The sequence below is a fragment of the Curtobacterium sp. Curtsp57 genome, assembly GCF_047324335.1.
GTDB lineage: Bacteria > Actinomycetota > Actinomycetes > Actinomycetales > Microbacteriaceae > Curtobacterium.
This window is the reverse complement of record NZ_CP168511.1, coordinates 2,577,659-2,592,325: the sequence shown is the minus strand read 5'-3', so window position 1 is coordinate 2,592,325 and position 14,667 is coordinate 2,577,659. Positions and strand designations below refer to the sequence as shown.

The window sequence follows — 14,667 nt, the reverse complement described above, 5'->3', positions numbered from 1 at the left end:
GGTCACGGTCGGCGCACCACGGGGACGGCCCGCGTCCCGGCGAGCACGCGGCGCATGATCCGGCCGGGAGCGAACGCGCGCATCCCAGACGTCCACATCGTCCTGCCCGCCTTGCGGGTGCGGACCACCAGCCCCACCGGGTCACGGACGGGCGTGCCCGACACCGACGCGACCAGCGACGGGTCGAAGACCGTCCGCCATGCGGGGTCGAACTGGATCGACAGGTCCACGTCGTCGTGCACCTGTGGGTCGAAGCGGTGCACCCGGTGACGGATCGCCAGCCACGCGGTCCGCCGCATCACCATGTTCGAGCCGAACAGCGGCGGACGCGCCAGCGCCCCGGTCATGAGCAGGAAGTACGCGCGCATGTAGGCGACGTCCCAGAACACCGCGGCGACCGGCCCCAGCCCGCGGAACCGCCCCGGTCCGGTGACCGCGGTGACGAAGGGGTCGTCGAACCGGCGGGCGGCGCGCTCGACCCAGTCCGGCGGGAGCACCGAGTCCGAGTCCACCCGTGCGATCAGGGTCGAGGTCGCGGCGTCGTACCCGCGGCTCGCCGCCGCACCGATGCCGCGGACCGGTTCGTGCAGCACGGTCGCGCCCGCCGCTGCAGCCACCGCCCCGCTGCGGTCGCTGCTGCCGTTGTCGACGACGATCACCTCGGTCGGCAGGACCGTCTGTGCCGCGAGCGATGCCAGGCAGTGCGCCAGCTGGTCGGCGTCGTCGAGCACCGGGACGACGACGGAGACGGAACGCATCGACCCAGCCAACCAAGATGGTGCTGAGCGGACGGGAGGCTCCGGTCACGTCCGCCGTGTACCCGGCGGCGCGATCATGGCTAGGTTCGGGGCCATGGCAGCAGAGCAGCTCACCGTCACGACCGCAGACGGCACTGCGATCGCGGTGTCGCGCCGCATCGGGGGCGACGAGTCGGTCGTGTTCCTCCATGCCGGTGTCGCCGACCGCCGGTCCTGGTGGACGGTGTTCGATGCGCTCGAGGACACCGACCTCGACCTCGTCGCGTACGACCGTCGCGGGTACGGGGAGACGCCGGCCGCCGCGGATCCGACCGGGTTCTCGCACCTCGACGACCTCGTGACCGTGCTCGACGCCCTGGAGCTCGAGCAGGTGTTCCTCGTCGGGAACTCGATGGGCGGCGCGCTCGCACTCGACGCCGCGCTGACGGTCCCGTCCCGGATCGCCGGGGTCCTGCTCATCGGTGCCGGCGTCTCCGGGATGACCGACGAGGACACCCCGTTCGACTGGGTGCTCGACCCCGCGACCGCACCGCTGCTCGAGGTCGCGGAGTCGTCGGACGCCTCGGTCGACGACCGCGTCGCCGCGCTCGCGCACCTGTGGCTCGACGGGCCGGCGGCGCCTGCTGGACGCGTCGGTGGTGCTGCTCGGATGCTGTTCGAGGACATGAACCGGCGGATCCTCGAGGTCGCCGCACCGGACTCGGCGGGGTCGACCGGGGTTGAGGCGTGGACGCGGCTCGGCGAGATTCGGCTGCCGGTGCTGTCGACGTGGGGCGACCTCGACATCCCCGCCGACCTGCCGTTCTACGAGGAGACCGCGCGGCGCATCGGGCAGGAGCCGGGCCGGGTGCTGCCGGGGGTGGCGCACCTGCCGGGGCTCGAGCAGCCCGGGCTCGTGGCCGACCTGGTGCGCGAGGTGGTCGCCGCGTGAGCGCTGCGCGTCTCCCGCTCGCTCCCGTCGACCCGCGAGCCCTCGCACTCGCGGAGCACCTGGCGGAGGAGTCCGTCGCCGATCCGTTCCGTCCGCTGCCACGGTGGGTGCAGCACTGCGGCATCGCCGTGTCCGTCGCCGTGACGCTCCTGGCGGTGGTGCTCCGCATCGTCGGCGGCGACCTCGCATGGATCTTCCAACTCGTCTGCTTCGCGGGGTGCATCGTCGTGTTCGTCGCCGGTTGGATCGTCAGCGTCCGTCGGGGCTGGTTCCCAGCGTGGTCGTCATCGGTCGCGAAGCCGCTCGGTCGCCGCACGGCTCGCCGCGTGGGCTCAGCGGCGGTGGGACGCGTGGCCGTGCCCGACGGCTTGGAGGTCGTCGTGCTCGGCACGGCGAAGCAGACGGTGCGTCTCGCCCAGTGGCAGACGTTCACGCTCCCGGCGTTCGTCCTCCTGGAGGCGGGGAACGCGGTGGACTCGGACGGCGTCTTCGGGCCGTGGACCTGGGGCTTCGTCGTGCTCGCGGCGCTCATGACGGGCATGCTCGTGTGGACGGTGCACCGCGAACGAGCGGCCGACGCGGTGTTCCGCGCCGGCCGCGTCGATCAGCGGGTCGAGCGGGTTCAGCCGACGTAGTCGTACGTGCTGACCCAGTCGACGAAGAGGTGCCCTGGTGCACCCCAGTTGCCGACCTGGAACATGTAGCGGTGCGGCTTCGTCGGCACGTCGTCCGTGATCTTCTGGAGCACCTTGCCGTCGAGCAGGTACGTGACCGACTTGCCCGGGATCCACTCCACGGAGTACGTGTGCCATTTCCGCCAGTCGACGCCCGTACCGATGGTGGCCCGGTTCGCTTCCTGGCCGGGCGTCATCGAGTGGTGGTACCCGGTCGGCGATGCGTCGAAGTTGCCCTCGGGGTAGTCGATCTCCCCGTCCGCCCAGGTGTTCGACGTCGGCCACAGCATGAAGGCCGCGCCGTTCCCGTCGCCACCGCTGGCCTTCGCCTTCACGGTGAACTTGCCACCGACGTGCGACCATGCGCCGTCCGGGGTGCCGAACGTGCCGGCGGCACCGTTCGACCCGTCGAGCTTCACGTCCATCAGCCCGTCGTGCGCGCTGATCTGCGAGCCGGTCGAGTAGATCCCCTCGTCCGGGTACGGCTGCCAGGAGCCGTCGTACGTCTTCGCGAACCCCCCGTTCGCGGAGGCGTCGGTGCTGAAGTCCTCGACGAACGACTGCTTGAAGTCACCGATGTCACCACGGGGTGCGGTGACCCCGGCGACGGCGACCGACCCTGATCCGAGCGGCACCGCGATGAGTGCTGCGCTGAGGACCGTTGCGGCGAGTGCCGCTCTCTTCGTGCGTTGCTGCATGAGCTGTCACTCCCTGTTCATGACTCGCGACGCCGTCACCCCTGTCGGCGCCGGGACCGCCGGATCTCGGCGGGCCGCAGCGAGGGTAACCGCTCCTGGCGCCGATCCTGAGGACTTGACATCGACGGATCACCCCCGTATGGGGGTCAGTTGATGATCTCGCCGCGGGGCTCCGACCGGAGCGCGGCGAGCCGCTCGCGCCACCCTCGGAGGGCCTCCGGCGTCAGGCGGGTCCAGTCGTGCACCTCACGCACGATCCGGACCGGCGACGTGCTCCGGTACGACCGGGTCGGGTTGCCGGGGAACTTCTTGTCCGTGACGTTGGGGTCGTTCTCGTAGTCGCCCGTCGGCTCCACCTCGTACACACGCGGCGCGGCATCACCGGCGGCGAGTTCGGCTGCCAGGCCGGCGCCGTCGGGGAGCGCGGTGAAGTAGACGTGGTTCATCACGATCTCGGGACGGTAGTTCGAGCGGAACCCCGCCGTCAGCAGGTCCCCGACCTGCAGGTCGGCCTTCGTCCCGTGGAAGAACGGCCCGTCGTCCAGCGCTCCGGTCACGACGGTCAGCGTACGACGTTCTCGAGGTCCTCGAGCAGGCTCTCGTGCGTCGGCTCCCACCCGAGGGTCCGCCGGGTGTACTCGCTCGACGACGGCTGGTCCATCGCGAAGATCGGGGCGAACGGCCCGAACGCATCGTCCGCGACCCGCTCCACCGGCAGCCCGAGCCGCCGTCCGATGACGTCGGCGATGTCGCGGACCCGATCGGCCTCGTCCGCGACGGCGTGCCACGCGGTGCCGGCCGGGGCACGCTCCAGCGCGATCCGGAACAGCACCGCTGCGTCACGCGCATGCACGGCCGGCCACCGCTGCTCGCCGTCGCCCGGGTACCCGGCGACCCCGCTCTGGCGAGCGGTCTCGGTGAGGATGCCGGCGAACCCGCCCGTTCCGTCCGCGTGCACGGTCCTGGGGAGACGGATCGCGGAGACCCGCACGCCGCGCGAGGCCAGGTCGAGCGCGGCGAGCACCGATCGGGCACGGCCGGCGACCGGACCCTCGAGCGGGAGCGGGTCGGACTCGACGGAGGGCCGGCCGGGGACCCAGGGCGTGCCAGACACGACGACGAACGGCCGGTCGGACCCGACGAGCTCCTCACCGAGGGCGGCCATCGCTGCAGACTCCTCGGCGATGCCCGCGGCGAGCGCCTCGGGCGAGCTGAAGTCGTTCGAGAAGGCCAGGCTCACGACACCGTCCGCGTCACGGGCACCCGCTCGGAGGACGTCGAGGTCGGACAGCCCGCCACGGACGGGCTCCGCACCGGCCGCGGTGAGCGCTGCGGCCGATCGGTCGGAACGGGCGAGGGCGGCGACGGTGTGCCCGGCCGCGATGAGTTCGGCGACGACGGCCGTGCCGATCGTGCCGGTTCCGCCGGTGATGAAGACGTGCATGGGTTGCTCCTGACAGTGATGGGACCGTTGTCTCATCACTGTACACCCGGGATGGGACGATTGTCCCGTCACGTATGATCGTCCCATGGCGCGATGGGAACCCGGTGCTCGGGAACGACTGGTCCTGGCCGCGGTCGACCTGTTCTCCGAGCAGGGCTACGACGAGACGACGGTCACGCAGATCGCCGAGCGCGCCGGTGTGACGAAGAGCACGTTCTTCCGGCACTTCCCCGACAAGCGCGAACTCCTGGTCGCCGGGCAGGAGACGCTGAGCCGACTCCTCGCGTCGGGCATCACCGAGGCGCCCGCCGACGCGACACCGCTCGACGCCGTCGCCGCCGGGCTCCAGCGAGCATCGGACGAGATGGGCCCGATGAACCGCGAACTCGGACCACGGCTCAAGGCCGCCGTCGCCGCGAGCGCCGAACTCCAGGAACGCGATGCCCTGAAGAGCGTCGGGATGGCAGCCGCGATGACCGAGGCGCTCGTCGCGCGCGGTGTCGGCGCGGCACCCGCTCGCCTCGCCAGCGAGATGGGGGTGCTCGCGTTCAAGCAGGGGTTCGACCGCTGGTCGGGCGGGGACCGCTCCGACGACGACCGCCTCGACCACCACACCCTGACCGCCCTCTCGGAGCTCCGGGAAGCGGCTGCAACCCTCGGCTAGCCTGCACGCCATGGGCATCGCCTTCGAGAACATCGGCATCGCCGTCCGTGACCTCGAGGCCACGATGGCGTTCTTCACCGACCTGGGCCTCACCGAGGTCGGTCGGGACGAGATCAGTGGCACCTGGGCCGACACCGCCGTGGGGCTCGACGGAAACCACGCGAAGATCGCGATGCTCGAGACCCCGGACGGACACGGCCACATCGAGCTGTTCGAGTACGTCCACCCCGACGCGATCGAGACCGAGCCGACCCTGCCCAACGAGATCGGCATGCACCGCGTCGCGTTCCAGGTGGACGACCTCCACGAGTCGCTGGCCATCGCCGCGCGCCACGGCTGCACACCGCTTCGCGGCGTCGCGAACTACCAGGACGTGTACCTGCTCACGTACCTGCGCGGGCCGAGCGGGATCATCGTGATGCTCGCGCAGGATCTCCGCAAGGGCTGACCGCGGCTGGCCACTGGACGGGTGCGCGGATCAGGCCTTGTCGTGCAGCGTGATCTGGTAGCCGTCGGGGTCGGCGAACGTGAACGTGCGGCCGAACGGGCCGTCGATCGGCGCCGAGACGATGGTGTGTCCGTCGGCGGCGAGGGCGTCGTGGATCTCCTGGACCCCGGTGGCGTGCAGCCAGATCGCTGCACCGATGCCGGGCTGCGGGGTGCCGGCGATGTCCGTACCCGGGATGACGTCGCGGAGCGCGAACGCGATCGGCGTCGTCTCGAAGACGACGGCGTGCGGCGGGCCGGCCTGCGAGCGGACCAGGCCGAGGTACTGCTCGTAGAACGCCTGGGATGCGGCGAGGTCGGTCGCCTGGAGGTTGATGAAGTCGGGGCCGGTGACAGGCATGTGGTGCTCCTTCGTGGTGTGTCAGTCTTCTGACACGCACCAACCTATGTCAGACTACTGACATGAGTCAAGACCCGGTCGGCATCGACCTCGAGACCTCGCTCGGGTACCTGCTGAAAGAGGCGGCGAGTGCTCTGCGCGCCGCGATGGAGTCGGTGCTGCGCCCGCTCGGGCTGACGGTCACGCAGTACTCGTGCCTGGAACTGCTCGCGCAGCGACCCGGTCTGTCGAACTCCGACCTCGCACGGGGAGCGTTCGTCACCCGGCAGTCGATGAACGTGCTGCTGCAGGCGTTCGAGCGCGACGGCCTGGTGACCCGCCCAGCGGCACCCCCGGTGGGGAAGGCGCTCCCGACACAGCTCACCCCGTCCGGTCGGGACCTGCTCGAGCACGCGAGCGCCGCCGTGCGGTCGGTCGAGGACCGGATGCTCACCGGGATGTCGACGGACGACCGGGCGGTCGCGTTCCGGAGCCTGCGGAGCATGATCCGTTCGCTGCGGGTCGACGAGCAGCCTGGCGCGTGACGCTCGCGGGGACGGAGGTTCGGATTCTCCGATGACGAACCCGGTTCCCGAAACGCGGGTGCGCGGAACCGGATTCGTCAGGAGCGCCCGCGGATCACCGCCCCGACGCACCGGGAGGGACGAGACCACCGCCGGACGCAGGCCGTTGCGCTGACCGATCGGACCGGAGGTGCCGCCGGAGGGCGAACAGGCCGGCCGATGCCCCGACCGCGGGGATCGCGATGGACAGGAACGCTCCGATCGCGATCACGATCGACCGTTGCGTCCGCGCAGGATCCTCGCCGAGCAGCTGCGCGATCACCACGAGCACCCAGGTCGGGAGTGCGACGGCGATGGTCCACAGGACGATCACCGCGCAGGTGAGCACCACGACCCACGGCGAGCGCCTGGGCTGCGGTCGTTCATCGAGCTTCCGTCGAGTCAATCAGTTCGCGCACCGGACACGTACGGTGGGGTCGTGGATCTCCAGCGACGGACACCCGGCTCCCTCGTCGTCGTGTCGGGCGGGAGCCTCGCGGGGAAGTCGACCCTTGCCCGCGCACTCGTCGAACGACTCGGACACGACTGGGTGCTGATCGAGGCGGACACCGCCGCGCCGACCCTCGGTTCAACCGACGGCTTCGACCCGCCGCGGTTCGCGCGCACGCTCCACCTGGCCGCGTTCACGTGGCTCGACGCCGGGTACGACGTGATCCTCGACGGCGCCCTGCCCTTCCCCGAGACGGGGCACTTCTGGGAGTGTCTTGAACGCTGCCTCGAGCGCGGGGCGTTCTTCGTCGGCGTCCGGACCGACCCAGAAGGTCTCGCAACCCGTGCCGCGGCCCGAGCCGGGTCGGACCTGCGGTGGGCGAGGTCGGGGGCCGCAGCGGCGAACCACAACGTCCCGCTGGACATCGAGATCGACACGAGCGCGGAGCCGACAGAGGCGAGCGTCGAGCGCATCGCCCGGCGACTCCTGGTCAGTCGTGCGAGTTGATCAGGCCCAGGTAGCGGCCGAAGCGGGGCTTCGGCTCGTCACGCAGCGCACGCTGGGCTGGCCAGCAGTCGCGGTCGTCGAGGGTGGTGTTCGTCCGGTCGAGTTCGTGGCTCATCGGTTGCTCCTTCGCATGGGGTGACGGGTACGACACCGGGGAGCGACGGAACATTCCCGACTCAGGGCGCGCCGTGCGTGACGGTGATCCGGGCTTCGCGCGGGTTCACCAGGGTCTTCGAGACGTAGAGCGGACGCCCCGCGAACCGCAGGCTCCGTGTCAGCACGAGCACGGGCTCCTCGGCGGGGACACCCAGACGGTGCCCACGGGTCTCACCCGGGGTACCGATCGACACCTCGGTGGTGCCGGGCCCGGGGACGATGCCGGCGTCGAACATCGCAGCGAGCATCGTCCGGTCGGGTCGGCTCATCCGGATCAGCTCGCGGACGGGGGCGAACTCCCCGACCAGGGCGTCGTCGGGCGGCAGGTGCTCCTGCACGAGTCCGACGACGGTGTCCCCGCGGCGGACGACGCTCTCGACGAACCAGGACGGCGACGACTCCGCGATGCCGAGCGACTCCGCGGCGAACAACCCCGTGCGGTCTTGGACGACCATCTCCGTCCGCTCGACGTCGCCGCCCTCTGGAACGAGCAAGCGTTCAGGGGCCTCGACGCGCTCGAGCCCAGCGACCGGCAGGCGCTCCGCGACGAAGCGGCCGATGCCCCGTCGGGAGCGGATGAACCCGTCCTCCTCGAGGAAGATCAGCGCCTCGCGCACGACCGTCCTGGACACCCCCAGCAACTCGACCAGCTCCGCCTCGGACGGCAGCAGGATGCCGGGCTGGATGGCGCCGGCACGGATCGCGTCGCTGATGCGCATGTACGCGGCGACGCGGAGCGGGACTCCGGCGTGCGCAGGGAGCGGTCCCCGGAGGACGTCGGCGGTCGTCATGTGCTCAGCCTCTCAGACCGCGGTCCGTGCGGCGATCGCAGCCCGGGACCGGTACGACGTGAACGGCTCGAGGTCTGGCTGCGATGCCTCGTGCGCCACGGCCGCGGCGCCGACGTGCGCTGCGGTCGCGAGCGCGTCCTCGGCGGAGAGCCCGGCTGCGAACCCGATGGTCACAGCCGCGGTGAAGGCGTCACCGGCACCGACCGTGTTCCGGACCTCGGCGCGGACCGACGGAACGTGCACGACGAGGCGTCCGTGCTCGAACACCGAGGCACCCGACGACCCCGCCGTGACCACCACGCGGCGACACCGAGCGAGATCGGGGAGTGCGGCCCACTCGAGCTCGTTGACGACGAGCAGGTCAGCGCGGTCCAGCGTGGCCTGCGCGAGCCGTCGAGCGGGAGCGGCGTTGATCGCGACGAAGGCCCGGGACCGGACGACGACCTCGTCCACCACGGCCGGGTCGACCTCGAGCTGGCAGAGGAGCACGTCGGATTCGGGGAGTGCACCGGGCACGCCGACCAGGTCGTTCGCCCCCGGGAACACGGCGATCGCGTTCTCGCCGGCGGCGTCGACCGTGATCGCCGCGGTCCCGGTCGGCGCGGCCGAGGTCCTGGTGACCAGCTCCGTCCGGACGCCGACGAGCCGGAGCTGCTCGACCGCGAACGCCCCGTCCGGGTCAGCCCCGACGGCGCCGATCATCGTGACCGCTGCGCCGAGCCGTGCGGCGGCGACGGCCTGGTTCGCGCCCTTGCCGCCGAGGAACGTCCGCCGCTGGGTCGCGAGGACGGTCTCACCCGGGGCGGGGAGCTCGGGGACCCGCAGCACCGAGTCGACGTTGATGCTGCCGACGACGGCCAGCGAGGGCAGAGCGGTCACGCGGGCACCGTGTCGAGCTCGAGGATCCGGGTCCGGATCACGTCGGCGGCAGACGCTTCCGCCGTCACCACGACCCGCACCACCGGACCGTCTGCAACCGGCACGGTGCGGCCGCGCTCGTCGCCGTCCGTCACCACGTCGAGCGGGGTCTCGCGGACGGTCGGTGCGACCTCACCCGCGGCGATCGCCGCAGCGAGCGGGTCGTGCAGCGGCGCTCGGCGGACGTGGTCGACGGTCTCGTAGAAGTCGATGTAGCGGTGGAGCATCGTCCCGAGCGCCACCCGGAGCGGGTCGCCCGCGGCGATGAACCGGTCACCGTCGCTGTCGTCGAACCGGTGCTGGCGGGTGACGTCGAGCGGCACGAGCACCAGGTCGAACCCGGCGGTCAGGACCCGGCGCGCGGCTTCGGCGTCGTTGTGGATGTTCGCCTCTGCGGTGGGCGACACATTGCCGGGCTCCCACACCGCCCCGCCCATGATCGTCAGCGTGCCGACCAGCTCCGGCAGGCGCGGCTCCAGCTCGAGCGCGACGGCGAGGTTCGTGAGCGGGCCGATCGCCAGCACGTCGAGCTTGCGGTCGCCGAGCGCGTGGGAACGTGCCAGGCGCACCAGTAGTTCGGCGGCCGGGTCGGCGGCGGTGGCCACCCCGGCGGGCAGGTCGACACCGCCGACACCGTTCACGCCGTGCACGTGCGGGGCACCCCCGCCGTAGACGCCGCCGAGCGGGTCGTGCGCGCCGACGGCGACCGGCACCGATCGCCCGACCATGCCGAGCAGCGCCGAGGTGTTCACCGCTGCGGTCGCGGAGTCGATGTTCCCGGAGACCGTCCCGATGCCGACCAGGTCCACGTGCGGGACGTCGAGCAGGTACGCGAGGGCGAGGGCGTCGTCGACGCCGGTGTCGCAGTCGAGGAAGAGCGGGATCGTGGGGGTGGTCATGCGGTTGCGGCTCCTTCGGGGCGGGCTCCGGCGGGCAGAGCGTTCGGGGTGGGACGGAGGACGAGCGCAGCGGCGAACGCGGCGGCGGTGAGTGCGACGGAGATCCAGAGCGCCAGGTGGTACCCCTCTGGCGTGCCGGCGCTGACCGCAGGGCCGACCAGGGCCACGCCGGTGCCTGCTCCCAGTCCGAAGCATGCACCGTGGATCCCGGGCAGGGAACCCGGGGCATCGGCGGGGGCGTTCAGCACCGACAGGCCGTTCGCCGTCGCCTGGTACAGCCCGAGGTAGAAGACGCCCATCACGATGAGCAGCCCGAAGGCCACCCACTTGTCGAGGGCGAAGAACGCGAGCGCGATCGAGATCAGGAGGATCGCGCCGGTGGCCATGCGGAGCGACCGCACCCACCCGATGCGCTGGGCGATCCACCCGGCGGCCGGCGCCGTCAGCAGCCCGGCGACGGCGGTCGGGGTGAGGAAGAGCAGCCCGGACATCGCCGCGTTCAGGCCGAAGCCGTTCGCGCCGTCCTGGCTCAGCACGACGACGGTGAAGTTCGTCGACGCGAACACCCCGGACAGCGTCAGGAACGTGCACATCAGCACCGGCCACGCCGTCCGAGCCCGGAGCGCCGGGACCGCGATGAGCGGCTGGGCCACCCGCCGCTCGACGAGCACGAACGCGACGGCTGCCACGACCGCGACCGTCAGCCACACCAGCGTCAGCGGGTCGGCGATCCCGCGGGACGGCACCTCGCTGACGAACTGCGAGAACCCGACCAGGAACGCACCGAGGATCGTCGCACCGAGCCAGTCCATCCGACGAGCCGCACTCCGCCGGACCCGCGGCACGAACGTCAGCACCGACAGGGTGCCGAGCACCGCGACGACCAGGATCACGACGAACACGGCTCGCCAGCCGAACGCGTCGGTGACCGCACCGCCGATGTACCCGTCGAGCCCGCCGAGGCCGCCGTTCACCGCCGTCACGACCCCGACCGAGATGCCGAACTGCTTCGCCGTGAGCTCCTCGGACAGCACCAGGAACGCGATCGTCAGCGCCGCCGAGGACGTCCCCTGCAGCACGCGACCGGTCAGCAGGAGGGGAAGCGAGGGTGCGGTGACGGTCAGCAGCGTCCCCACGAGCAGCGCGGCCATCGTCACCAGGAGCGCCCGGCGCCGCCCGATCGTGTCCGACCAGCGCGACACCACCATGCCGAGCACCGACCCGGACAGGAAGAACAGCGACTGCACCTGGGACACGACGCCGGCCGAAGCGTGCAGGTCAACGGCCATCGACGGGATGGCCGGGGTGAGCAGGCTCGCGTTCAGCTGGAACGCGAGCACCGCGACGATGAGCGATCCGACCAGCAGGGGGATGCGAGCGCCGGAGAGGCGCTCGCGTTCCGCTTCGGGGCGAGCGGGGGCGACAGTCATGCGAACTCCTTCGTCCGGTTGTCGTACGTACCTGTAATACGGGTCCGTACTCTATGGGCCGGACGGCACGCTGGCAAGCGGGCCGACCCCGATGGCCGGTTCCGGCCGTGGAGTCGCCAGGATCGGACGGGAGGCACGGGTCGGGCCCGCACCGAGCCTCCCGTCCGGCGTGTGGTGACTACCGGATCGGCGCGATCATGCGGAGGACGTCGCGGACCAAGCGCCGCGGGCGCTCCTCGTCGACCGGCAGGGCGAAGGCGACGCGGTAGTACAGCGGCGCGATCACGTGGTCGAGGACCTGCTCGGCGGTCGGCACGGCCTCGTCCCGGTCGTCGGCGCGGCGGATGAGCGCCGATGCCTGCTCGAGACGGGTGTCGGTCACCTCGCAGTGTGCGACGACGTCCTGACGGGCGGCCACCATCGCCCGGAGGTACCGAGCGCGCTCCGGCCGGGTGATGTCGCGCGTGACGATCAGCGCCCACTCGGTCAGGTCGCCTGCGAGGGTGCCCGTGTCCGGGAGCTCGTCGCCGTCGCGGGTGAGGGCCGCGACCGCGACCTCTTCGAGGAGTTCGTCGACGTCACCCCACCGTCGGTAGAGCGTCGTCGGGTTGACGCCCGCTCGCTCGGCGATGACGGGGAACGTGATGCGCTCGGCGCCCTCGCCCACGAGCGCGCCGACGGCCGAGTAGACGGCGGAGAGCACGCGGCTGCTCCGCCCGCCTGGCCTGGTCGTCGACGTCGCGGACATGGTCCAACTATCGCAAAGTTCTTTGCTTTCTGGAACCGCGCGGGCTACTGTCCCAAAAGCAAAGTTCATTGCTTTTGATGGAGGACTCCATGGTGTTCCCTCGCCCGGTCGCGTTCCTGGTCGCCGGGGCCACCGGTGCTGCGACCCTGACGGCCGCTTCAGCTCCGTCGCCGCTCTACCCCGTGTACCAGCGGCTCTTCGGGTTCTCGGCGTTCACGCTGACGGTGGTCTTCGCCGTCTACGTCGGAGCACTCCTCGTGGCCCTGCTCACGGTGGGGTCGCTCTCCGACCGGATCGGACGTCGACCCGTGGCGTCCGGGGCGATGGTGCTGCTCGCGCTCGGCATGCTGCTCTTCGTGGTCGCCGGCGGGACCGGCGGGCTCGTCGTCGCCCGGGTCGTGCAGGGGTTCGCGGTGGGCGCGGCGACCGGCACGGTCACGGCGATGATCCTCGACGCCGCCAAGGACCCGCGGCGAGGGTCGATCGTCAGCAGCGCCGTCCCGTCGCTCGGCATCACGATCGGCGCGGTCCTGGCGGGAGCACTCGTCGAGTTCGCGCCGTTCCCGCGCCAGCTCGTGTTCTGGGTCCTCGCGGCCGCGTACCTGCTCCTCGCCGTGCTCGTCTGGTGGGTCCCGGAGCGCAGCCGACCGGCGGCGACCGATCAGGGACCGCTCTGGCGCGCACTCCTGCCGAGCGCGGCGCTGCCCTCCGTCGTCCGCCCGGCGTTCCTCGCGCTCGTCCCGTCGATCGTCGCGACCTGGGCGCTGTCCGGCCTGTCGTTGTCACTCGGGTCGTCGGTCATCGGCACGCTGCTCGGGGTGCACAGTCACTTCGTCGTGGGGCTGGTGCTCGGGGCGTTCTTCGTCGCGGGGACGATCGGCGGCGCGGTCTCGACGATCCTGCCGCCGTCGACACGGCAGTGGTTCGGGTACGGGACGCTCGCCGGCGGCGTGGTGGTCATGCTCGTGGCGGTCATGGCGACAGCCCTGCCGATCTACGTCGTGGGGTCCGCGATCGCCGGGCTGGGCTTCGGCAGCACGTTCCAGTACGCCGTCACGACGCTCGGCGCGGCTGCTCCCCAGGACCAGCGCGGCCAGGTGTTCGCGACGATGTACATCGTCAGCTACGCGGCGTTCAGCGTGCCGGCGCTCGCGGCCGGCCTCGCCACCGCGGCGGTCGGGCTCGAGCCCACCGTGCTCGCGTACGGGGCGTTCGTGGTCGCCCTGGTCCTGGTCGCGGTCATCGCCGGGCCGCGAACGCGTCGATCGCCCGCTGCGCGATGAGCATCTCGGTCGGCCCGCCGTGCCCCTCGTCCTCCACGACCTCCAGGCGGCTTCCCGGCCACGCCCGGTGCAGTTCCCACGGGGTGACCACGGGACCGCTGACGTCCCGACGACCGTGGATGAGGACACCGGGGATGCCCGCGAGTTCACCCGCGCGCGACAGGATCTCGTCCGGGCCGAGGAAGCAGTCGTTCGCCCAGTAGTGCGTGACGAGGGTCGCGAAGTCCTGCCGGTGGCGCGCGTCCGGGTGCAACGGGCCCACGGGCGATCCGAGGTCGAACGAGATGTGCGTCGCTTCCCACTCGTCCCACCGTTCGGCAGCAGCGACACGCACCGCGGGGTCCGGGTCGCGGAGCAGCCCGGCGTAGTGCTCGACCACGCGAACGCCGTCCGGGACACCGGCGGCGAACGCCGACCACGCCTCCGGGAACAGCGCGCCGACGCCCTCGGTGATCCAGTCCAGCTCCCGACGGGCGCCGGTCGTGACCGCCACGAGCACGATCTCGGTGACCCGGTCCGGGTGCGCGAGGGCGTACGCCAGGGCGAGGGTGCTGCCCCACGAGACTCCGTGCACGAGCCAGGACTCGATGCCGAGCCGTTCCCGGAGCGCCTCGATGTCCGCGATGACCGTCTGCGTCGTGTTCGTGTCGAGCGCGTCGAGGTCGTCGATCGCCCACGGGGTGCTCCGCCCACAGCCACGCTGATCGAGTCCGACGATCAGGTACTGCGCGGGGTCGAACCGCCGGCGGTAGCCGCCGGCTCCGAGGCCCGAACCGGGACCGCCGTGCAGGTAGAGGGCCGGACGCCCCGTGGGATTCCCCGAGGTCTCCCAGTGGATCCGGTTGCCGTCCGGGCGCTCGAGGGATCCCGAGTCGAAAGGTTCCAGTTCCGGGTGCATCCCGGCAGCCTAGGGCGGCCGGGGGACG

Annotated in this window: 20 protein-coding genes; 7 read left to right on the top strand and 13 right to left on the bottom strand. The window is 71.6% G+C overall.

The window, feature by feature from the left end:
• Positions 1–2 precede the first annotated feature (2 nt).
• The gene (locus ACEN9V_RS12295) at positions 3–758 is read right to left on the bottom strand and encodes a glycosyltransferase family 2 protein (protein WP_413600547.1); all 756 of its coding nucleotides are present in this window, start codon (positions 756–758) and stop codon (positions 3–5) included.
• Positions 759–852: 94 nt separating this feature from the next.
• Here ACEN9V_RS12295 and ACEN9V_RS12290 point away from each other — a divergent pair, with 94 nt between their 5' ends.
• On the top strand, positions 853–1,689 hold the full coding sequence (locus ACEN9V_RS12290) for an alpha/beta fold hydrolase (RefSeq protein ID WP_413600546.1): 837 nt from the start codon (positions 853–855) through the stop codon (positions 1,687–1,689).
• A complete protein-coding gene (locus ACEN9V_RS12285; RefSeq protein WP_413600545.1) occupies positions 1,686–2,324 on the top strand; it encodes a hypothetical protein in 639 nt (212 codons plus the stop codon). Before ACEN9V_RS12290 ends, ACEN9V_RS12285 begins: the two co-directional genes overlap by 4 nt.
• Here ACEN9V_RS12285 and ACEN9V_RS12280 read toward each other — a convergent pair.
• From ACEN9V_RS12280 to ACEN9V_RS12270, 3 genes are all read right to left on the bottom strand, one after another.
• Positions 2,312–3,061: a glycoside hydrolase family 16 protein gene (locus tag ACEN9V_RS12280; RefSeq protein WP_413600544.1), complete on the bottom strand. Its 750-nt coding sequence runs from the start codon at positions 3,059–3,061 to the stop codon at positions 2,312–2,314. The two genes, ACEN9V_RS12285 and ACEN9V_RS12280, sit on opposite strands and share 13 nt — an antisense overlap.
• A gap of 146 nt (positions 3,062–3,207) precedes the next feature.
• Positions 3,208–3,618: an NAD(+)--rifampin ADP-ribosyltransferase gene (gene arr / locus ACEN9V_RS12275; protein ID WP_281266208.1), complete on the bottom strand. Its 411-nt coding sequence runs from the start codon at positions 3,616–3,618 to the stop codon at positions 3,208–3,210.
• 5 nt (positions 3,619–3,623) lie between these two features.
• Positions 3,624–4,505: an NAD-dependent epimerase/dehydratase family protein gene (locus tag ACEN9V_RS12270; RefSeq protein ID WP_413600543.1), complete on the bottom strand. Its 882-nt coding sequence runs from the start codon at positions 4,503–4,505 to the stop codon at positions 3,624–3,626.
• A gap of 85 nt (positions 4,506–4,590) precedes the next feature.
• On the opposite strand from ACEN9V_RS12270, the gene ACEN9V_RS12265 reads away from it, so the two are divergent.
• Both ACEN9V_RS12265 and ACEN9V_RS12260 read left to right on the top strand, forming a co-directional pair.
• On the top strand, positions 4,591–5,169 hold the full coding sequence (locus ACEN9V_RS12265; protein ID WP_413600542.1) for a TetR/AcrR family transcriptional regulator: 579 nt from the start codon (positions 4,591–4,593) through the stop codon (positions 5,167–5,169).
• 10 nt (positions 5,170–5,179) lie between these two features.
• Positions 5,180–5,617, top strand: coding sequence for a VOC family protein (locus tag ACEN9V_RS12260; protein WP_413600541.1), 438 nt, complete (start codon positions 5,180–5,182; stop codon positions 5,615–5,617).
• Between the two features lie 30 nt (positions 5,618–5,647).
• Here the strand turns inward: ACEN9V_RS12260 and ACEN9V_RS12255 are convergent, their stop codons facing one another.
• A complete protein-coding gene (locus ACEN9V_RS12255; RefSeq protein ID WP_413600540.1) occupies positions 5,648–6,016 on the bottom strand; it encodes a VOC family protein in 369 nt (122 codons plus the stop codon).
• A gap of 62 nt (positions 6,017–6,078) precedes the next feature.
• Here ACEN9V_RS12255 and ACEN9V_RS12250 point away from each other — a divergent pair, with 62 nt between their 5' ends.
• Positions 6,079–6,540 carry a MarR family winged helix-turn-helix transcriptional regulator gene (locus tag ACEN9V_RS12250; protein WP_413600539.1) on the top strand — a complete coding sequence of 154 codons (462 nt, stop codon included), beginning with the start codon at positions 6,079–6,081 and terminating at the stop codon, positions 6,538–6,540.
• Positions 6,541–6,634: 94 nt separating this feature from the next.
• Here ACEN9V_RS12250 and ACEN9V_RS12245 read toward each other — a convergent pair whose 3' ends face one another.
• A complete protein-coding gene (locus ACEN9V_RS12245; RefSeq protein WP_413600538.1) occupies positions 6,635–6,910 on the bottom strand; it encodes a hypothetical protein in 276 nt (91 codons plus the stop codon).
• Positions 6,911–6,997: 87 nt separating this feature from the next.
• Between ACEN9V_RS12245 and ACEN9V_RS12240 the strand changes: the two genes are divergently transcribed.
• Positions 6,998–7,516: a phosphotransferase-like protein gene (locus ACEN9V_RS12240; RefSeq protein WP_413600537.1), complete on the top strand. Its 519-nt coding sequence runs from the start codon at positions 6,998–7,000 to the stop codon at positions 7,514–7,516.
• Here the strand turns inward: ACEN9V_RS12240 and ACEN9V_RS12235 are convergent.
• From ACEN9V_RS12235 to ACEN9V_RS12210, 6 genes are all read right to left on the bottom strand, one after another.
• A complete protein-coding gene (locus ACEN9V_RS12235) occupies positions 7,500–7,631 on the bottom strand; it encodes a hypothetical protein (protein ID WP_413600536.1) in 132 nt (43 codons plus the stop codon). The genes ACEN9V_RS12240 and ACEN9V_RS12235 overlap by 17 nt on opposite strands.
• 61 nt (positions 7,632–7,692) lie before the next feature.
• Complete coding sequence (locus ACEN9V_RS12230; RefSeq protein ID WP_413600535.1) at positions 7,693–8,463, bottom strand: GntR family transcriptional regulator; 771 nt, start codon at positions 8,461–8,463, stop codon at positions 7,693–7,695.
• Positions 8,464–8,475: 12 nt separating this feature from the next.
• Positions 8,476–9,342, bottom strand: a complete 867-nt coding sequence (locus tag ACEN9V_RS12225; RefSeq protein WP_413600534.1) for a PfkB family carbohydrate kinase — start codon at positions 9,340–9,342, stop codon at positions 8,476–8,478.
• On the bottom strand, positions 9,339–10,280 hold the full coding sequence (locus tag ACEN9V_RS12220) for a nucleoside hydrolase (protein WP_281266219.1): 942 nt from the start codon (positions 10,278–10,280) through the stop codon (positions 9,339–9,341). The genes ACEN9V_RS12225 and ACEN9V_RS12220 overlap by 4 nt, the downstream gene beginning before the upstream one ends.
• Positions 10,277–11,710: an MFS transporter gene (locus ACEN9V_RS12215; protein ID WP_413600533.1), complete on the bottom strand. Its 1,434-nt coding sequence runs from the start codon at positions 11,708–11,710 to the stop codon at positions 10,277–10,279. Before ACEN9V_RS12215 ends, ACEN9V_RS12220 begins: the two co-directional genes overlap by 4 nt.
• A 178-nt stretch (positions 11,711–11,888) precedes the next feature.
• Complete coding sequence (locus tag ACEN9V_RS12210; protein ID WP_413600532.1) at positions 11,889–12,458, bottom strand: TetR/AcrR family transcriptional regulator; 570 nt, start codon at positions 12,456–12,458, stop codon at positions 11,889–11,891.
• An 89-nt stretch (positions 12,459–12,547) separates the two neighbouring features.
• Here ACEN9V_RS12210 and ACEN9V_RS12205 point away from each other — a divergent pair, with 89 nt between their 5' ends.
• A complete protein-coding gene (locus tag ACEN9V_RS12205) occupies positions 12,548–13,741 on the top strand; it encodes an MFS transporter (RefSeq protein WP_413600531.1) in 1,194 nt (397 codons plus the stop codon).
• Here the strand turns inward: ACEN9V_RS12205 and pip are convergent.
• A complete protein-coding gene (gene pip, locus ACEN9V_RS12200; protein ID WP_413600530.1) occupies positions 13,698–14,639 on the bottom strand; it encodes a prolyl aminopeptidase in 942 nt (313 codons plus the stop codon). The genes ACEN9V_RS12205 and pip overlap by 44 nt on opposite strands.
• Between the last annotated feature and the right edge of the window lie 28 nt (positions 14,640–14,667).

Excerpts from the sequence above, each read along its gene's own strand:
- ACEN9V_RS12250 (WP_413600539.1), top strand. The coding sequence starts at position 6,079 with ATGAGTCAAGACCCGGTCGGCATCGACCTCGAGACCTCGCTCGGGTAC.
- ACEN9V_RS12265 (WP_413600542.1), top strand. The coding sequence starts at position 4,591 with ATGGCGCGATGGGAACCCGGTGCTCGGGAACGACTGGTCCTGGCCGCG.
- ACEN9V_RS12295 (WP_413600547.1), bottom strand. The coding sequence starts at position 758 with ATGCGTTCCGTCTCCGTCGTCGTCCCGGTGCTCGACGACGCCGACCAG.
- ACEN9V_RS12215 (WP_413600533.1), bottom strand. The coding sequence starts at position 11,710 with ATGACTGTCGCCCCCGCTCGCCCCGAAGCGGAACGCGAGCGCCTCTCC.
- ACEN9V_RS12260 (WP_413600541.1), top strand. The coding sequence starts at position 5,180 with ATGGGCATCGCCTTCGAGAACATCGGCATCGCCGTCCGTGACCTCGAG.
- ACEN9V_RS12235 (WP_413600536.1), bottom strand. The coding sequence starts at position 7,631 with ATGAGCCACGAACTCGACCGGACGAACACCACCCTCGACGACCGCGAC.
- ACEN9V_RS12280 (WP_413600544.1), bottom strand. The coding sequence starts at position 3,061 with ATGCAGCAACGCACGAAGAGAGCGGCACTCGCCGCAACGGTCCTCAGC.
- ACEN9V_RS12255 (WP_413600540.1), bottom strand. The coding sequence starts at position 6,016 with ATGCCTGTCACCGGCCCCGACTTCATCAACCTCCAGGCGACCGACCTC.
- ACEN9V_RS12290 (WP_413600546.1), top strand. The coding sequence starts at position 853 with ATGGCAGCAGAGCAGCTCACCGTCACGACCGCAGACGGCACTGCGATC.
- ACEN9V_RS12220 (WP_281266219.1), bottom strand. The coding sequence starts at position 10,280 with ATGACCACCCCCACGATCCCGCTCTTCCTCGACTGCGACACCGGCGTC.
- pip (WP_413600530.1), bottom strand. The coding sequence starts at position 14,639 with ATGCACCCGGAACTGGAACCTTTCGACTCGGGATCCCTCGAGCGCCCG.
- ACEN9V_RS12210 (WP_413600532.1), bottom strand. The coding sequence starts at position 12,458 with ATGTCCGCGACGTCGACGACCAGGCCAGGCGGGCGGAGCAGCCGCGTG.
- ACEN9V_RS12230 (WP_413600535.1), bottom strand. The coding sequence starts at position 8,463 with ATGACGACCGCCGACGTCCTCCGGGGACCGCTCCCTGCGCACGCCGGA.
- ACEN9V_RS12205 (WP_413600531.1), top strand. The coding sequence starts at position 12,548 with ATGGTGTTCCCTCGCCCGGTCGCGTTCCTGGTCGCCGGGGCCACCGGT.
- ACEN9V_RS12270 (WP_413600543.1), bottom strand. The coding sequence starts at position 4,505 with ATGCACGTCTTCATCACCGGCGGAACCGGCACGATCGGCACGGCCGTC.